A 17,728-nucleotide genomic window follows, 5' to 3' on the forward strand; every position below is an offset into this window, starting at 1 on the left:
TATGGAACAGCATACTACGGATATTCTGATCATCGGAGCCGGCCTGACCGGTCTGACTACTGCCTTTCATCTGGTACGGGGTGGAAAACAAGTACATATTTTGGAGTGCAACGACCGGATAGGAGGACAGATACATACGTTTCGGGAAGACGGTTTTATTTTTGAAAGCGGTCCTAATACGGGAGTCGTTTCTTATCCGGAGGTGGCGGAGTTGTTTTCTGCTCTGTCTCCGACCTGTGAGCTGGAGACGGCACACGAGGAAGCCAAGCGTCGCCTGATCTGGAAAGGAGATTCTTTTCGTGCTTTACCTTCAGGCTTGTTCAGTGCCGTGACGACTCCTTTATTTACGTTGGGCGACAAGTTCCGTATCCTGGGAGAACCGTTTCGTGCCAAAGGTACGAATCCGGACGAGTCGGTAGGGGAGTTGGCTGCCCGGCGTTTGGGGAAGTCTTTCCTGAACTATGCGGTCGATCCGTTCTTATCCGGAGTGTATGCCGGGGATCCGCTGAAGCTGGTAACCCGTTATGCTTTGCCTAAATTATACAATCTGGAACAACAATACGGAGGATTTATCAAAGGAACGATTGCCAAAGCCCGGCAACCTAAAACGGACCGCGACCGGTTGGCTACGAAAAAGGTCTTTTCGGCAGTCGGTGGTTTGGAGAATCTGGTAAAGGCAATGGAAGAATCCATCGGCCGCCGGAATATCACGGTATCGGCTTCCGGTGTTACGATTCGTCCGTCGGAGAATGGCTGGCAGGCTACTTACAGGACTTCGGAAGGAGAGCAGACCCTCCATGCCAATAAGGTGGTAACGACCTGTGGTGCTTATACATTACCAGAGCTATTGCCGTTTGTTCCCCGGGAAGATATGGATAAGATCAGTAACCTGCAGTATGCTCCGGTTGTGCAGGTCAGTGTCGGTGTTCGCAATACGGGACAGTTGCATTTTAATGCTTTCGGAGGGCTGGTTCCCTCCTGTGAGAAGCGGGATGTGCTGGGGATTCTTTTCCCGGCAGCTTGTTTTGATAACCGTGCACCGAAAGAAGGGGCTCTCTTCTCTTTCTTTATCGGCGGTGTTAAACGATCAGAGCTGACCGGTTTGACCGATGACGAGTTGAAAGGGCTCGTTACACACGAATTTCATGCCATGTTGAAGTTTCCGATCGGGATGCAACCGGATATGATCCGTATTTTCCGTCATGCACATGCCATTCCGCAATATGAATTAAGTAGTGGTGAACGTTTTGCCACGATCGATAAGTTGCAAACACGCTATCCCGGCTTGATCCTGGCAGGCAATATCAAAGGCGGTATCGGTATGGCGGATCGCATCCGGCAGGCAACAGGTATCGCGGAAAACTTGCTCATGTAAGTCAAATTCACTTTCTTTGCAAAAAGACAAGCTCATGGATGATATGGATAAGATGGTCGAGATTGCACGGTTTCAATACCCGGCCGAGGCACAAACGTTGATAGCGTTGCTCAAATCGGAAGGGATCGAGTGTTATCTGCGAAACGAATACACGAGTCAGTTATATGCCTGCTATGTGGATGTCGGTGGTGCCCGTGTGGAGATACTGGAAAGCGATGTGCCTGAAGCTTTGGAGGTTATGAAAGCCGGTGGGTATGATATCCCGGAGGAAGATGAAGAAGCAGAGCAGATACAGGTCGTCGCCGGTTGGGCTCGTCATATCCCTTTTCTACGTAATTACACGCTGGAAAAGCAAATTGTCATCTTATTTGGTGTTATAGCTGTATTTTTGGTATTATTGATCTTTTTGGGATCACAACTTTCGTCTAACTAAACAAATGTAACTAATGGCCCGTAGAAAGATAACAAATAGTCAGGCGGTATGTCTCACCCTTTTATGGGGTGTCTTGGCCTACATGCTGCTAGTTTACAGTGAAGAGATCACATTTGATGTGATTTTTGCTTTGGTAGCATCCGCTATCATTGTGTTCGTTCCTGTCTATAAAAATATAAAACGTAGAAATGAATGACATTTCGTCGTAATTGCTTCTTTAAAATGTCTAAATGATATTTTTTTATCATTTTTTCTTTCAAATATTTGCTGGTTTGAAAAAATGGCTTACCTTTGCGACGTTCTTGAATGAAGGACGTTAAATAGCAAATTGGTATAACATTCTAAATAAACAGTTCTTATGAAGGCAAATGAAGTTTTAGACAACTTAAAAAGAAGATTTCCTAACGAACCCGAGTATCATCAGGCAGTTGCTGAAGTTTTAGGCACCATTGAAGAGGCCTATAACGAACATCCTGAATTTGAAAAAAGCAACCTGATCGAGCGCCTCTGTATTCCTGATCGTATTTTCTCATTCCGTGTAACATGGGTGGACGATAAAGGACAGGTACAGACAAACATGGGGTATCGTATCCAGCATAACAACGTGATCGGTCCGTACAAAGGCGGTATCCGTTTCCATGCTTCGGTAAATCAGTCTATCCTTAAGTTTCTGGCTTTCGAACAGACTTTCAAGAACTCTCTGACTACACTGCCGATGGGTGGTGGTAAAGGTGGTGCCGACTTCAGCCCGCGCGGCAAGTCAAACGCTGAGATCATGCGTTTCTGCCAGGCATTCGTAATGGAATTGTGGCGCCATATTGGTCCTGACACAGATGTTCCTGCCGGTGATATCGGTGTTGGCGGACGTGAAGTGGCTTATATGTATGGTATGTACAAAAAGCTGGCTCGCGAAAACACAGGTACATTCACTGGTAAAGGTATCGAATTTGGTGGTTCACTGATCCGTCCGGAAGCAACTGGTTACGGTAACGTTTACTTCCTGCTGGAAATGCTGAATACTCGTAATATCGATATCAAAGGTAAAGTGGTAGCCGTGTCTGGTTCAGGTAATGTTGCTCAGTATACAGTTGAAAAGCTGATCGAACTGGGAGCTAAGCCGGTTACAATGTCTGACTCCGACGGTTACATCTATGATCCGGACGGCATCGACCGTGAAAAACTGGATTATATCATGGAACTGAAGAATCTGTACCGCGGACGTATTCGTGAATATGCAGAAAAATATGGTTGTAAATATGTACAGGGTGGCCGTCCTTGGGGTGAAAAATGCGATATTGCCATGCCGAGTGCTACTCAGAACGAATTGAATGGTGACGATGCCAAGACTTTACTGGCAAACGGATGTTTCGCTGTATCGGAAGGAGCAAACATGCCTTCTACTCCGGAAGCGATCGATGCATTCCTGGAATCTAAGATCCTGTATGCTCCGGGTAAGGCTGCTAATGCCGGTGGTGTTTCTGTATCGGGTCTGGAAATGACTCAGAATGCCATGAAACTGAGCTGGACAAGAGAAGAAGTAGACGAAAAACTGAAAGGTATCATGAAGTCTATCCACGAACAGTGTGTGAAATACGGAACACAGGCCGACGGTACTGTAAACTATGTGAAGGGTGCAAACGTTGCCGGCTTCATGAAGGTTGCAAAAGCAATGATGGCTCAAGGTATCCTATAAAACCGATATTTGGAATTTATTAATAAGGAGTTGTTTGCCAAATAAACAATCTGTGGTTATTTGGTCATGTAAAAAAAGGAAGCTCATCGAGCTTCCTTTTTTTGTTGTGTGTTGCCTGTTGATTGAACTGATCACTTTTTAAATGCAGCAGGTAGATTGAGTACATTGTTAACCTTGCGTGTCGAAGGACTGACATCGACCATCACATCGCCGCGTGGATCGCGTGACGAGGCAGCTACGACAAACTTATATCTACCGCCATCGGTTACCCAGGCGCAGGCATCTTCGTCGAACGAAGCCAGGTCGTCTGTATGGACAGCGAGTGTTATTACCTGACTTTCTCCGGGTTGTAACATCTTGGTTTTACCGAATGCTTTGAGCTCGTGAACAGGTTTGTCCAATTTTCCGGCGGGAGCCTCTACATAGAGTTGAACCGCTTCTTTTCCGGCAACTTTCCCTGTGTTCTTTACCGTTACTTCAACGATTACTTTTCCATTGTCCTGTTTCACCGAAGGCTTACCATATTCAAAAGTCGTGTAGCTCAAACCGTAGCCGAAAGGATAGCTCACTTGCAGGTTCCGAGTGTCGAACCAGCGGTAACCGACATAGATACCTTCGTCGTAGATGGTATAGTCTACATTTTTGGTTTCGTGGGTTAGTCCCGTCTTAACCGACCAGCGGCGGTCGATCTTCTGGTCGATCGGGAAATTCAACGAGCTCCAGTGGTCACTCAAAGTTACCGGGAAGGTCATAGGAAGCTTACCGGAAGGATTGGCGTGGCCGGTAAGGATATCGGCAACGGAGTTTCCACCTTCCTGTCCGGCCTGCCATGACAGCAGGATTGCGTCGGGCATCTCTTTCCAGCTTTGAGTCTCGATCACACCGCCAACATTGAGTACGACAGCGACCTTCTTATTGGCCTCGTGGAAGATACGGGTAACATTTTTCACTAATTCCCGTTCAGTGTCCGACAAGAAGAAGTCGGAAGAAACACGATCGATATATTCGCCGGAGATACGGCCGAATGTGATGATAGCCATGTCATTGTTCTTTGCGGCATACTTGATGATAGCTGTATCCATCGGCATCTCGTTGATACGCATTTGTTCCCCTTGCTCTTGAGGTCTGTTGTAAGCCTGATAGATCGCTTTGATATTATCGTCGACAACGATCTGTTGATTTTTCAATCCGTCTAGCAGCGACACTACATAAGGACGATTGATATCACCCGAACCCGTACCGCCTGAGAAAAAATTATAAGAAACAGCGCCGAACAATGCAATGTTCTTATCTTTCGGAGACAAGGGAAGAGCCTGCTTTTCATTCTTCAAAAGAACCATACCCTCGGTGGCCGACTGCCGGGTAACGGTGGCATGAGCTTTCATGTCGGGATTATTGGAATATTTATAACCTTTGAAACGGGGAGTTCTGACCACCAACTCCAGGATGCGCCTGACATTGCGGTCGACTACGGCTTCATCGAGCGTACCGTTTTTTACTCCTTCTATGATGTGGGCTGCCTGTTCTTTTGTGCCCGGTTCGATCATATCGTTTCCGGCAATCATCTGGGCTGCTCCGTCGGCTCCTCCCCACCAGTCGGTCATCACCGTACCTTTATATCCCCATTCGTCACGAAGTATAGTTGTGATCAACTCCGGGCTTTCCGAGGCATATACATCGTTGATACGATTATACGAACTCATGATGGTCCAGGGCTGGCTCTCCTTGACTACGATCTCGAAGGCTTTCAGATAGATCTCACGCAGTGCCCGGGGTGAGACGATAGCATTGTTGTTCATACGGTTGGTTTCCTGGTTATTGACAGCAAAATGTTTTACAGAAGTTCCTATGTCGTTGCTTTGTACCCCGTCTACATAGGCTACAGCCATCTTTCCCGCCAGCAATGGATCTTCACTGAAATATTCGAAGTTACGACCGCACAACGGATGGCGATGAATGTTGATGGCAGGAGCCAACAGCACGTCTACCCCATATTCCTTCGCTTCGTTGCCGATCACTTCCCCTACATTCCTGACCAGGTCGACATCCCAGGTTGAAGACAGTAAAGTCTCGATAGGGAAGTGGGTACAGAAATAATTTTCCTCCCCTTCGACCGGCAAAATGCCACAACCGGCTGGTCCGTCCGAAAGAACCACACAAGGGATTCCGACACGGGGAACCGGGTTAATGCGTCCGGCAGCACCGGGTACTACTTTCCAGGACTCTTTAATATGAGGTGCCGCATTTTCATCCTGATGATACATACGGGCTCCGACGATCAGGTCTGCTTTCTCTTCGATGGTCATCGCTTTGATAACCGCGTCGATATTGTTTACTTTCAATTTGGGAACCTTGGCACTAACGGAAACAGAAGCAACCATAGCTGCTGCCGTAAAACCTATTAGTTTCATTTTTATTTTCGTCATACGATATAGTTATGATTATTTTTATCTCTGATTGATCATTCTCTCTTGTCAATGGCATTGAAACCACTCGCCCCAACCCATGACCAGATAATCTTTGCTGATCTGTTCCATTTTCTGGAAGGTCAGCCAAAAAGCTTCCCGATGGTCGATCGTATGTCCCATCTCATTTTCATGTCCGGTAACGACCAACCTGGGATTGAATCCGTCGACCAAATCGCTCATCCGATGCGTCCAGCAGTTTACGATCAATATATCCGGTTGAGGAATATCCTTTTTAATGTTGACAATCCATTCCATATCCTCCTTATTATATTGATCCCCGATATGGGCGACTGTCTTCTTTTCATCCGTCGTTACCACATAAATATTGTTCATCAACTTATCCTGGTAACCGGGGAATATTTTCACCCGGATATTTTTGTTTTTATCCAGTTTCATCTTCTTATCGATCATTTTGTCGGAACGTTCATGTTGTATACCCTTCTTATCCGGTAATATATTTGTCGGTGCGACAACCGGTTTTCCTGCTTTCAGGAACATTTCGACGACTACCGGGTCGACATGATCGCCATGATTATGAGTAAGGAACAAAACATCGCAATGGTCGACAATTTGCTGAATCAATGCGTCAGAGATCAGATTCTTTCCTTTGCAGGCTCCCCTGACAACATCAAATGCCAGGGTGACCGAACCGGTACGGGCAACAAAGCCGTCATTATAGATTTTATAAACTTTCATCCCTTGCTTTACCGGATTGGAAAGATCAGCAATGACCTTATTAATCCGTGAGTCGATGAAACTATAGAGTGGTTCGCTATCGTCATATCTGGTCTCATGAAGCATGGCATCCAGATTATAAAGAGCCAGTTTTCTAATCATCGGAGCACCCGGCACCGGAGGATTTTCCGTTAATGCCTGATCGATCAGATCGAACATCCGGAAGGCCTGTTTATTCAGATATACTTCCGAATTACCCCAAAAGACACTCTTTTCTATGGCGTTCTTTTCCTGAGCGTTCAGACCTTCGGGAATTAATAGAGAGGCACAGAAACCTCCCATGCATAATAGTGTACAGAATATCTTTTTCATATCGTAATTAGTTATTTAGTAAAACGTTATTCTTGCTTGTGACTGAGTGTATCGGATTTTGTCAATACAGCAAACCTGCCGATTCCTACCGACATATCCGACTGTGATTGATTGAGGCAGCGAATATAACGGATGCGTGGCTCATGGATAGGAATAGTATCCATCCGGTCTGCCCCTGCTTTCAGGAATGTGAACCACACCTTTCCATCGATAGAACCCTGGAAAGCACGTCCTTTGGATTTACTTTTACGTAAATCATAGACCAATGCAACCGGTTGCTTGCTTTTCTCTACCCGGAAGCCGAAGTATTCCCCGGGAGCTATTGTCACCAATGGAAAATGAGGGGTTAAACCCACTACATCGTCTTCGCAATAACAGGATAATTCGCCCATCTCTTTTGAACCGGCCAGAACTTCAGGCACCTCTTTCGGTTTTTCGTCTGTCAACAATGAGTTTTCTACATATTGCAGCATCTGACGGATAAAAGGTAATAAAACCTGCGAACCGCTTCTGATGCCATCCTGCTCTCCCCGGCGATAAGGCCGGCTGAATACAGCAATCGTATTCAAGGCTTCTTTTACCTCTTTATACGCTTTCCGACATCCTTCCGTATCGTGCTTGTCTGCTAAATCCAACATTTTCATTGTCGCTATGCCGGCCACTCCGACATTGCCCGTTTGTGTCAGCCAGGGATCGATTTCTTTTATCAGTTGCTTATTCGTTGCACTGCTTTTGATGATACCCGGAGCTTTTTTTATCTGCATAAACAAGTCTGTAATCTCGAAAGCCTCTTTTTTCAGGTATTTTCCGGCAGATAACGATTGTTCGAACCGGCTGATCAGATCGCTCGAATTGAAAGATTCTTCCCTGAAAAACATCCATGTGTTGGGACCGATATCCGCATTGTGCTCACAGAAAAGACGGAATGCATCGGGTGCTTCAGGTACGAGAGACTCACACGCCGTATTCCAGCTCTGTTTCGGATCGAACCGATCCATATTCCAGGTAAATTGGGAAACGCTCCAAAGAGCGACTTTGCTTGCTTTGGCAAACTCCATCGGGTTCGATACGAATGCATACATATCGGAAGCCGTGTTTTTATCCAGTCCATACACAGGTCCCATCAATAAATGAGCCAGGCAATAATCATTTACCGGGAAGTTCCACCAGACATAGCAAGGCCGTTTGATCCGCTTGTTTACCCATTCGAGTCCTTCATGCGTAATATCGCTTACCACTTTGTCGCCGGTCCACATGATATGGATAAAAGGGTCTAGCTGTTCCCCCAGTATATCCAGGTAATCCGTCTTTGCCCAGTCTTTATTATATTCGGTCGGGCAGAGTATCAGTTGCCGGATATCTCCTTTCCTGTCGACAAATTCCTGTTTCAGATAATTCATAAAGGCGGCCTGCCTGGCTGCATCCGTTCCGTCGCCTTCGATATCATCGAAAAAGACGGCAAATGCCCGGACTCCCAGGTCATACATACTCTCCAGCTTCTTTATCGCAGCTTGCCGGTCCGCATTATTCCATCGGATATCCATGCCGGGATGCAATGCCCAAACAAAATCGACCTTATTCCTTTTAGCTTCAGCCAATAACTCGCGAATATTCTTTGCCTGATCTTCCGGATAGGGGATACGCCAATAGGGTGAACGATGGTAGGGATCGTCCTTAGGTCCGAAAATGTAGGTATTCATCTTCATCCGTCCATAAAAACGCATCTGTTCCACCCGGTTCTCAAAAGACCACGGAGTACCATAAAAACCTTCGACAACACCTCTGAAAACAATGTCCGGATAATCCCATATCGTACAAACGGGGAGCTTCTTTTCGTCTTTGATTAACTGGGACAATGTTTGTGCGGCATAAAAGAGAGAACGGTCGTCATAAATGTAGATATTGATGCCTTGTTTTGTTATTACTAATGTATAGGCTCCAGAACGTTGCATTTCACTATCCGTCTTTTCTAATTGTTGGATGATAATAGTTTGTTTTGCTTGTTCTGTTATTGGAAATAATTGCTTTAGTAAGTTGATCGCATCAGAATCTGGGGAGGCGATTCCTTCCAGTCGATAACCGTCCATAGGTATATTTATGCAATCACCACTATATTGAATACTTTGTGGAATGGGATAAATCTTTATTTCTTGTTTTTTTTTAGGGGTACATGTAATTAATAGTAACCCTATCAATAAATGAGATAAATACTGTTTCATATTCTTATTGTTTTTTATATTTATATACTCAAAAAGTTATGTTTTAAAGTCGTTTTAATAGTTTGTCAGCTACATCATTTTTATTAATAATGCATTCATCTAATGAGGAAGATTTGATTAATTTCGTTAGGTTTTGATGCCAATTTATATCCCTCCACATTCCAGTAAATTGAGGTCCACAAAAATTACTGGTGGCTATTCCTGCCCACATTCCAGTTTGAGCTGCTGTCACAGTTCCTAATGTACACAACTCTTTAACCCAATCCCATGAGAGTAGAGGCCAATCTTTGTAATCAACAATACCCCAACATTCTGTAGTTATAAGTGGTCTTTTGTTTTTTTTTGCAGTTTTTGCTATTAGTTGAATGTTATCAGTTAGTAATTTTTGCCAATATGAAGGTTTGTCTCTGTACAATTTTTCGGCATTTGACACTACTTTTTTGTATGCATCTGGTGAAAATTGTCCATTTTTGTATCCAACAAGTTTATAAAATTCATTGTTGTTTTGCTGTACCATCCAAATATGATGTTCGTATAAATCTAAGAAGTCAGTGTCTATTTCTTCATATTTGTCAATATCTTTATTATCAAAGGAAAATGTAAATGGAATTTGAGGATATTTATTTTTTATCTTTTCTAATGCATTCTTTATCCATAATAATGATTCTTCTTTATACCATTGACCCCATTTAATTGAGGAATATTGTGATGTGAAAAATGGTGCCCATAAATATCCAGGCCACTCATTACATAGGTCTACGTATAAAATAGTATCTAATAGCCCGTTACATTCTATTGATTGTAATGTTTTTATCCAACAATCTGCCAATTTATCGGGGGATGTGATTTTCATTCTTGTATTGTCGATGTCTTCTCTAAACCATGATGATAGTCCTACTTTGATATTTCTTGATTGGCATTTCATGAGAAATATATTTAAGGAAGGTTGAATTTGTACTTCATTTAAATCAGGACTACCCCATACTTGTTGGTTCCATACTTCTTTTAGTATCCATTTTTTAGTTGGATTTTCAGCAATTAAATGTGGAAATGCATCTATTCGAATAGCATTATATCCTCGTTCTTCTAATTCATCTAATATTTTATCCCAATTTTCATATCCCGCTCCGGGCCAACGTCGTTCTAACCATGAAAAATCCCACATCGTTATAGCACGAGGGGAAATCCCTTTTATGTCAACTTTATTTGGTTCATTATTATTAGAAGAATGAGCTTCTTTATAAGTGGACAATCCACTTATTGTTAAAAGAGAAGTTTTTTTGATAAAATTTCTTCTATCCATATTGGTTGTTTTTTGTAAAATTGCTAAGAAGGCGAATTAATTCATGTAAATTCGCCTTCTTTTTATAAATAATAAAAAACACAACTTACTATAAATCTATTTTATATAGAAATATGAGATCACACTGGCATGGTCCGAAGGCCATAATACCGGATGATGATTAATCGTTTCGGAACGATATAGTTTTAAGTTTTTTCCTTTATAATAAATAAAATCAACTCGGTTTAAACTTTTCTGATTTTCCAAGGCCGAATTGGTCATGGGAGTCCACGTATATCCTGGATAGATATCCGAGTCTCGGTTCATTTCTCTAAAACTATCAGCAAATCCCATTTTCATCATCGTTAGGGAAGGCCAGGAGATGTCAGGAGAATTATTAATCTTTCCCCAATTATCCAAATGGGAGCCGGAGTTAAAATCACCAACAGCCATAACTGGGATTTGATTGGATTTTCCTGCATATCTAGATAGTACTTTCTCTATTTCCCGGATGTCATTTGAACGGTATTCGTCAATTCTCCAATCAAGCCATATATCAAAAAAGGCTAGTTGTCTTTGATTGTCCAAATTTAATACCACACCTCCAGATCTGAATGATTTATACAATTGGATGGTTGAATCAATCGGATAACGACTCATAATACTTAAATTGTCACTTATCAAGTAGTAATAATATTGTAAAGAATCGGCAATAACAGCTCCTGACCCGTATGTTTCCACCAGTCCTATAATATCAGCATTTTCGCTTTTCAAAACGTCTATCACCCTCTTGACACCAACATGTTGACCGAAGCGATGTCCGCCATGCCAAATATTCCATACCTGTACTTTCAATCGGTCTTGTGCATATTGAGCTTCTCTGTGATCTTCTATTGGAAAATAATTGACATATTCTGCTTTCACACTTTCCGGTGAAATGATTCCTTTCCAAAATCTGACTTCATCGATTTTGCCATTAAAAGCTGTCCACTCTCCTCTTGAATGATGATGTCCCCATTCGGTGTATTCGGTTGTTCCTCCGATAACAGTTGGCAAATCATTAACTATTGAATCTAATTCCTCTACATTATAAATTGCCACATTATGACCATCCCAATAGAGCCATAGTTCTTTTTTATCCTGATCGAAGCTGATGGCAATGAAATGCCATTTTCCATCATTTAAACGTTGTCTTTCGACTGTTGGAGCATACGCATACGAATATTTACCATCCCCTGCCTGAAAAAACCATCCACCTTCATCTGTCGATCCAAGTAGCCATCCTGGAGTGACAGATTCATCACTATATACGTAGTCATCTTGTACATGGCGTATTTCTGTATGCGCTTGTAATCGGGGAGGATAATTCTTTTTATTCCCCATAATGGCAGTACCTTGACGAGCATCAGGTTTTGTTTGTATCCAAACCCCAAAAGAAAATGACTTTGAATAATCGGGAGTCTCTTCGGGAGCTAATCTTTGTGGTATGCGAATCGGTACATCTTCACTTAAATCCAATGCTAACCCTTTTATTCCTTGACTATAGACCGGCATAAATACATCGCGTGAAATCCCGGAATGTTTAATTTTGATATCAATGGAATCAAAACAGACAATCTCATTATCAAATGTTTTATGCAATATTAAGTCGTTTTTTTGAGCATTTATTTCTATTATAGAGAGAAATGCTCCTACTAAACTTACTAGTTTTCGTATCATATCGATTCTTCTTTTTTTAGAAAATGAATCTATCTTTGTGCCGATATTATATCATAGTTGATCCCAACCGGCATTTTGTTCCAAATTTTTATTTAGAGTCAATTCTTCACTTGGGATAGGATTGACGTATTCCCAATCTCTAAAGGCAGGAAGTGCATTTTTATATGGGATAAAACGCCCTTCCGTATCTTCTGAAAGACCATTTTTGGCCTGTAAACCAATATAAATGACATTTTCTATTTTATCGACAGGTGCTTCACCATTATAAAAATAGACATCTGGTTTACCATCATTATTCATGTCAATAGGTTGATTGAGCCCTTCTACATAAATGCCTTCATATGTACTTCTGAACAGATGACCTTCGGCCCATCTTATGATATCCTGTTTACGGAAACCTTCAAATGCTAACTCGATACGTCTTTCTCTTCTGACTTCCATCACATTTTCATCTGTCGTATTTCTATACATTTCACGTTGTGAATCATCTGTTTTAAAAGGTAAAGAGCGCCCTGGTAGTCCTGCCCTTTTTCGAAGCATGTTGATCGTCAGATCCACATCTTCTTGTGTCAGTGTTCCCAGCTCAGCTTTAGCTTCCGCATAATTCAGGAGGACTTCAGCATATCTAATTATGATAACATCGCGTGCATCACCTGCGTCATCTTCTGACGGAGCACCGACCCGTTTGGTGATTTGATAACCGGTTCTTGTTTGTGTAAAATCGGCACAAGCATTAACGATTGTCGTACCAGTACGCACATACCCTGGATAAACGATAGATTGAGTTAGCCTGGGATCTCTATTTTGCATTTCTTGTCTAAATAACATTTTATCACGAACCGCTTTATCTGGATATGCTTCGTAGAAAGAACGACCATCATCCATGCCAAAGTCTGATATTAAGGAACGGGTAGCTCCATATGTTCCTCTGGAAGGTATTGTATAAAAACAAGTATAAGCATGATATTTACCGGAAGCAAAAGAATAAGCCAATATCACCTCATCTAAACTAACAGACGGAGCTAGAAACAGATTCCTGAAATCATTTTTTACATCACCGGTAGAATATAAGCTATAAATCTTCTTATCCATCAGTTCTTTTGCTGCATTGGCTGCTTCTGTTAAGAAGCGTTCAGCATCGGGATAAGCCTTTTCCTTATGATATTTTCGCCAAGTGCCTTCATATAAACATATTCTTGATTTTAATGCCAAAGCTGCATATTTGGAGATTCTATTCCTATACTTCTTTTCTGGCAAATAATTTACTGCGTCATTCAAATCATTTAATACCGAGTCCATTACAAGTATTCTTGAATCACGTCCTTTAAATAATTGGTCATCTTCGTTCGTTCCTAAAGGATGCGAATACCAAGGAACATCACCAAATGTTTTTATTTTATTGTAATAAAATTGAGCACGGAAATATTTGGCCAATGCAATGTATTCCATTTTTACTTCATCACTGACAATTGATGCCATACATCTGTCAATGAAATAATTGATGTTACGCAATTGGGTCCAGTTCCATCCCCCGCTGCCCAAAGCTGTCGGTAATACATAGTTGGCTAGGCGAATGTCGGCCGGACTTGTTGAATTTTCACAATTGTCACTACTCATATCTTCTGTGATGGAAGTATATTCGATATAATTATAAAAACTGTTTGAATATATTTCCAAACCACTGGCTGTGTTAAAAAAGTCTTGAGACTCTCCCACTTGTGTGGAAGGCATTCTTTCTAGGTAGTCATTGCTACAAGAAGCCATAAAAACAGCCCATATAATCAGTATTATTATCTTTTTCATGCTTTTAATCATTTAATTAGAACTGAACTTCCAAACCGAAAGAAAATACTCTCTGTACGGGATACGCAGTACCCATGCCTACCCAGCCACTAGCCGATTCAGCATCAGGATCAAGTGCAAGTCCTTCAGGATCCAATGAATCATGAAGTTTGGTAAACTCAAATAAATTTTGTCCACTTAAGAAAACACGCAGATTTTCTATTTTGGCTTTTCGTGTCAATACTTTGGGGATAGTATATCCGACTACCAAATTTTTAAGACGAAGATAGGCTGCGTTTTGTAGGTAACGAGTTTGTGTCACATTCAAATCGTAATTACCATTCCCGGCAATATATCCTTGTGGACGGGGGAAATAGGCGTTCGGGTTTTCTTCAGTCCATCTGTCATCTGCTACATGTTGAGGCATGATTGTATATCTACGACTGTATGGTCCCCAAAAAGCGGCAGATTCTCCAGAAGGATAAATATCTCTTTTACCTACACCTTTAAAGAATATATTGAGATCAAATCCACTCCAGGCGGCATTCAAAGTGATTCCATATTGATAACGGGGAGTAGTGTTTCCTATTATTTTAAAATCTCCATGGTCATCCAATGTCCAATTATTTCTGCTAATTTTACCATCTTTATCTACATCTTCAAATTTGAGACATCCTGCAGCTATATATTGACGATATCCGTTTGTATCTAGGATAGGACTGTTTTTGGCTTCTTCATCGGTCGCAAATAATCCCAATGTATTCAATCCCCAAATTTCACCCAATTCCATTCCTTCATAATAATCGCCTAAATAATTAGTCGGATTATAGTAATCAGTAATGATTGATTTGTAATCAGATAGACTTAAACGAATACCATAAGAAAAATTCTTGTCGGCTAGTTTAAACTGATCTTTCCAGTTTAGTGAAACTTCCCAGCCTCTGTTTCTCAATGTCGCATTATTTTCTTGCGGTACAGTAGCTCCATATACAGAAGGCAGCGAGTGATATTTTGTTAACATATCTTTGGTGGTACGTTGGTACCAATCGAATGTTGCCGATAATCTGTTTAATAGAGTAATGTCAGCTCCGACATCTATTGTTTCTGTCGTTTCCCAGGTAAAATTAGAAGATTTAGGACTTGGATTGTTGGTATAGCTAACTTGCGATCCTTCCAAATTAAAATTGGATTGTGTCATCTGCAACATGGACAGGTAACTCCATACCCCTATATTCTGATTACCTAATGATCCGTAGGATAATCTTAGCTTTAAATTATCTATAGTTTTTTTCAATGGCTCAAAAAAAGCTTCTTCTGACACCCTCCATCCACTAGAGACGGATGCAAAAAAGGCATCTCTATTCCCGGCGGCAAAACGTGAAGATATATTGTAACAACCATTTATTTCCAGTAGATAGCGACTCATATAATCATAGTTTACGCGGAAGAATGTACTTTGGTTGGCATATTTACTATCTGAATCACTGGCGGTAAATTCACCGGTACCCATGTTAAGTGAATGTTCGTTGATGCTTAGCGGATCTTTACGCTCAGCATATTCATTGATAAAATCATAATCTTCCCAGTTCATACCGGCCATCAGGGTAAAATGATGATCTTTTACTGATTTATCATAAGTGGCATAAGCATTCACATTCATATTACGAGCATTTTCCATACTTCTTCTGAAGTAAGAGTTGGCTCCATAAGCATTTAACAGAGCATTGTTATCTGCCCATACTTGTCCGACTCCAGTAACATCGCCCCATTGTTGGGTATGTAAATTGGAATATTGATATGTGAAATCACCGTGGATTTTTAAATCACCTTTCAAAAAAGATAAATCCAAGCCTAATGTATTCGAAATTTCATGTCTCTTTTTGGTATAATCGGAATAGTCAGAGATAAAACGTTTTAAAAAACCGGATTCAGTAACAACTGTTTTTCCATCTATTTCAACATCCGTTGGCCATAATGCGTGATTAAACATTTCCATCCAGCGCCAAATATTAGATCTCCAACCGGTCACATACATATTGGGTAATTTTTCATCCCTGATGGTAAACGAAGATTTATTGAAAAAACTGATTGTTTTGTTAATGTCATAAACTATATTTGAATGAATAGTATAACGATTAATTTTATCTGGTTTTAATTTTAAGGCACCTTCTTCATGATTAAAGTCACCGGATACAAAATAGCGTAATTTTTCACCACCTCCAGATATTGATATATGATGACTTTGCTTAGGAGAATAGGTTTTAAACCATTCATGATAAAAATCTTGAACATGCCCACCTGCGACTAATTTTTGTTGTCCTCCTTCCTGTATAAATTTATAAGGCGGTAAAGACGGATCAGCAGCTGCTTGATGTGCATAATCTATTTCAGCTTGACTGATAACACCATATTGACCGATATTATTATTAAACTCATTTTGTATAATATCCAGATAGTCAGAGGCATTCCCGTAAGGCTCTACAATTTTAGTTGCTTTGCTCCAACCAAAACGATTATTGTAACTGATTTTGAATTCTCCTTGTTTTGCCCGTTTAGTTTGTACCAAAATAACACCAAATGTACCACGAGCTCCGTAGATTGCGGCAGATGCTGCATCTTTCAATACGGATATATCTTCTACATCGCGTGGAGATAAATTGTTCAGCTGGGTTTCATTCGAAGGTATGCCATCGATGATAATCAAAGGGGATCCTCCATTAAGAGATGTGGTTCCACGTATATTAAAACTGGCATCACGCCCAGGTTTACCATCCGCAATATCTATGTTCAAATTGGGTATTTGTCCTTGTAAAGCTTCTCCTATTGTATTCACCTGTAAAGCGTCCATTGTTTCAGAAGAGATTTTATCTACTGCACCAGTCAAATTAGCTTTCTTTTGAGTACCATATCCGACAACTACCACTTCTTCCAATAGTTCATTGTCTTCTTTTAGTTTGATGGTCATTGTTTCTTGAACCTTCACTTCCTGACTTTGGTAACCTATGTATGAGAACAGGAGGGTAGCTTCTTTCGGAACATTTGCCAGGTCGAAGTGACCGTCGATATCTGTTACGGTTCCGATTGTTGCTCCTTTTACTATTACATTTACTCCGACAAGCGGCATGCCTGTATGGTCTGTCACAGTACCTCGTATAACAATGTCGTTTTGTGCAGTAACAGGAATAGATGAATTCGTCTCTTTTGCTTTCTTTACAATAACTTGCCTGCCTTTGATAATATAAGAAAAACCATTTGAAGAGAAGACTTCTTTTATAATATCTTCAATGGATTTGTCTGAAATATTGACATTGATCTTTTTTTCAAGATCTACGGCTTCTTCATATATAAACACATAGCTGCTGTTTTTTTCTATATATGAAAAAACTTCTTTCAATGTTTTGTTCTGCATCTGAACAGTCAATACTTCCTCGGAGGTTTCTGAGGGATTTGATGCATGGGTAATTAATGAAGAAAATGATATTAAAGATATCAATAAACATGCTAATTTTACATAATTAATCTTTTTTCGATTAATTGCTGTGATATTTTCCATACCTTTGTATATTAATCTTTTAAAACAACTTAAGGATTATTTCTCAAAATAGATCGGATAATTGCGCCAACAGTGTCCGATCTTTTTTATTTTTATTTTTACTTCTTCATAGGCAAATCTGTTATTTGTTAATACTCTCTGTTCTTATTCTCGTTTT

At 41.0% G+C, this 17,728-nt stretch carries 11 protein-coding genes; 4 read left to right on the forward strand and 7 right to left on the reverse strand.

Annotation, left to right across the window (positions count from 1 at the left end; translation table 11 throughout):
• Position 1: 1 nt before the first annotated feature.
• The 4 genes from hemG (at position 2) to P3L47_RS11590 (ending at position 3,501) form a co-directional block, all read left to right on the forward strand.
• Entirely contained in the window at positions 2–1,375 is a 1,374-nt protein-coding gene (hemG, locus tag P3L47_RS11580) for a protoporphyrinogen oxidase (RefSeq protein ID WP_277780873.1), read from the forward strand.
• 43 nt (positions 1,376–1,418) lie between these two features.
• Positions 1,419–1,808, forward strand: a complete 390-nt coding sequence (locus P3L47_RS11585) for a putative signal transducing protein (protein WP_345799074.1) — start codon at positions 1,419–1,421, stop codon at positions 1,806–1,808.
• A gap of 13 nt (positions 1,809–1,821) precedes the next feature.
• A complete protein-coding gene (locus P3L47_RS23675; protein ID WP_122355590.1) occupies positions 1,822–2,004 on the forward strand; it encodes a hypothetical protein in 183 nt (60 codons plus the stop codon).
• A gap of 162 nt (positions 2,005–2,166) precedes the next feature.
• Positions 2,167–3,501 (forward strand): NADP-specific glutamate dehydrogenase, encoded by a 1,335-nt coding sequence (locus tag P3L47_RS11590; protein ID WP_122360815.1) that lies wholly within the window; start codon positions 2,167–2,169, stop codon positions 3,499–3,501.
• A gap of 131 nt (positions 3,502–3,632) precedes the next feature.
• On the opposite strand, the gene P3L47_RS11595 is transcribed toward P3L47_RS11590, so the two are convergent.
• From P3L47_RS11595 to P3L47_RS11625, 7 genes are all read right to left on the reverse strand, one after another.
• Positions 3,633–5,918: a beta-glucosidase gene (locus tag P3L47_RS11595; RefSeq protein WP_427910569.1), complete on the reverse strand. Its 2,286-nt coding sequence runs from the start codon at positions 5,916–5,918 to the stop codon at positions 3,633–3,635.
• 57 nt (positions 5,919–5,975) lie between these two features.
• Positions 5,976–7,016 (reverse strand): MBL fold metallo-hydrolase, encoded by a 1,041-nt coding sequence (locus tag P3L47_RS11600; protein ID WP_277780875.1) that lies wholly within the window; start codon positions 7,014–7,016, stop codon positions 5,976–5,978.
• A gap of 26 nt (positions 7,017–7,042) precedes the next feature.
• A complete protein-coding gene (locus P3L47_RS11605) occupies positions 7,043–9,235 on the reverse strand; it encodes a glycoside hydrolase family 84 protein (RefSeq protein WP_277780876.1) in 2,193 nt (730 codons plus the stop codon).
• A gap of 43 nt (positions 9,236–9,278) precedes the next feature.
• Positions 9,279–10,538: a cellulase-like family protein gene (locus P3L47_RS11610; protein WP_277780877.1), complete on the reverse strand. Its 1,260-nt coding sequence runs from the start codon at positions 10,536–10,538 to the stop codon at positions 9,279–9,281.
• A gap of 96 nt (positions 10,539–10,634) precedes the next feature.
• Positions 10,635–12,236: an endonuclease/exonuclease/phosphatase family protein gene (locus P3L47_RS11615; protein WP_277780878.1), complete on the reverse strand. Its 1,602-nt coding sequence runs from the start codon at positions 12,234–12,236 to the stop codon at positions 10,635–10,637.
• A 51-nt stretch (positions 12,237–12,287) separates the two neighbouring features.
• Complete coding sequence (locus P3L47_RS11620) at positions 12,288–14,039, reverse strand: RagB/SusD family nutrient uptake outer membrane protein (protein WP_277780879.1); 1,752 nt, start codon at positions 14,037–14,039, stop codon at positions 12,288–12,290.
• Between the two features lie 16 nt (positions 14,040–14,055).
• Positions 14,056–17,571, reverse strand: a complete 3,516-nt coding sequence (locus P3L47_RS11625) for a SusC/RagA family TonB-linked outer membrane protein (protein WP_277780880.1) — start codon at positions 17,569–17,571, stop codon at positions 14,056–14,058.
• Between the last annotated feature and the right edge of the window lie 157 nt (positions 17,572–17,728).

Origin of the sequence: Parabacteroides chongii (genome assembly GCF_029581355.1) — a bacterium.
GTDB lineage: Bacteria > Bacteroidota > Bacteroidia > Bacteroidales > Tannerellaceae > Parabacteroides > Parabacteroides chongii.

Bases quoted from the DNA above. Each gene is read 5' to 3' on its own strand.
- P3L47_RS11615 (WP_277780878.1), bottom strand. From the start codon at position 12,236: ATGATACGAAAACTAGTAAGTTTAGTAGGAGCATTTCTCTCTATAATA.
- P3L47_RS23675 (WP_122355590.1), top strand. From the start codon at position 1,822: ATGGCCCGTAGAAAGATAACAAATAGTCAGGCGGTATGTCTCACCCTT.
- P3L47_RS11585 (WP_345799074.1), top strand. From the start codon at position 1,419: ATGGATAAGATGGTCGAGATTGCACGGTTTCAATACCCGGCCGAGGCA.
- P3L47_RS11620 (WP_277780879.1), bottom strand. From the start codon at position 14,039: ATGAAAAAGATAATAATACTGATTATATGGGCTGTTTTTATGGCTTCT.
- P3L47_RS11600 (WP_277780875.1), bottom strand. From the start codon at position 7,016: ATGAAAAAGATATTCTGTACACTATTATGCATGGGAGGTTTCTGTGCC.
- P3L47_RS11605 (WP_277780876.1), bottom strand. From the start codon at position 9,235: ATGAAACAGTATTTATCTCATTTATTGATAGGGTTACTATTAATTACA.
- P3L47_RS11625 (WP_277780880.1), bottom strand. From the start codon at position 17,571: ATGGAAAATATCACAGCAATTAATCGAAAAAAGATTAATTATGTAAAA.
- hemG (WP_277780873.1), top strand. From the start codon at position 2: ATGGAACAGCATACTACGGATATTCTGATCATCGGAGCCGGCCTGACC.
- P3L47_RS11590 (WP_122360815.1), top strand. From the start codon at position 2,167: ATGAAGGCAAATGAAGTTTTAGACAACTTAAAAAGAAGATTTCCTAAC.
- P3L47_RS11610 (WP_277780877.1), bottom strand. From the start codon at position 10,538: ATGGATAGAAGAAATTTTATCAAAAAAACTTCTCTTTTAACAATAAGT.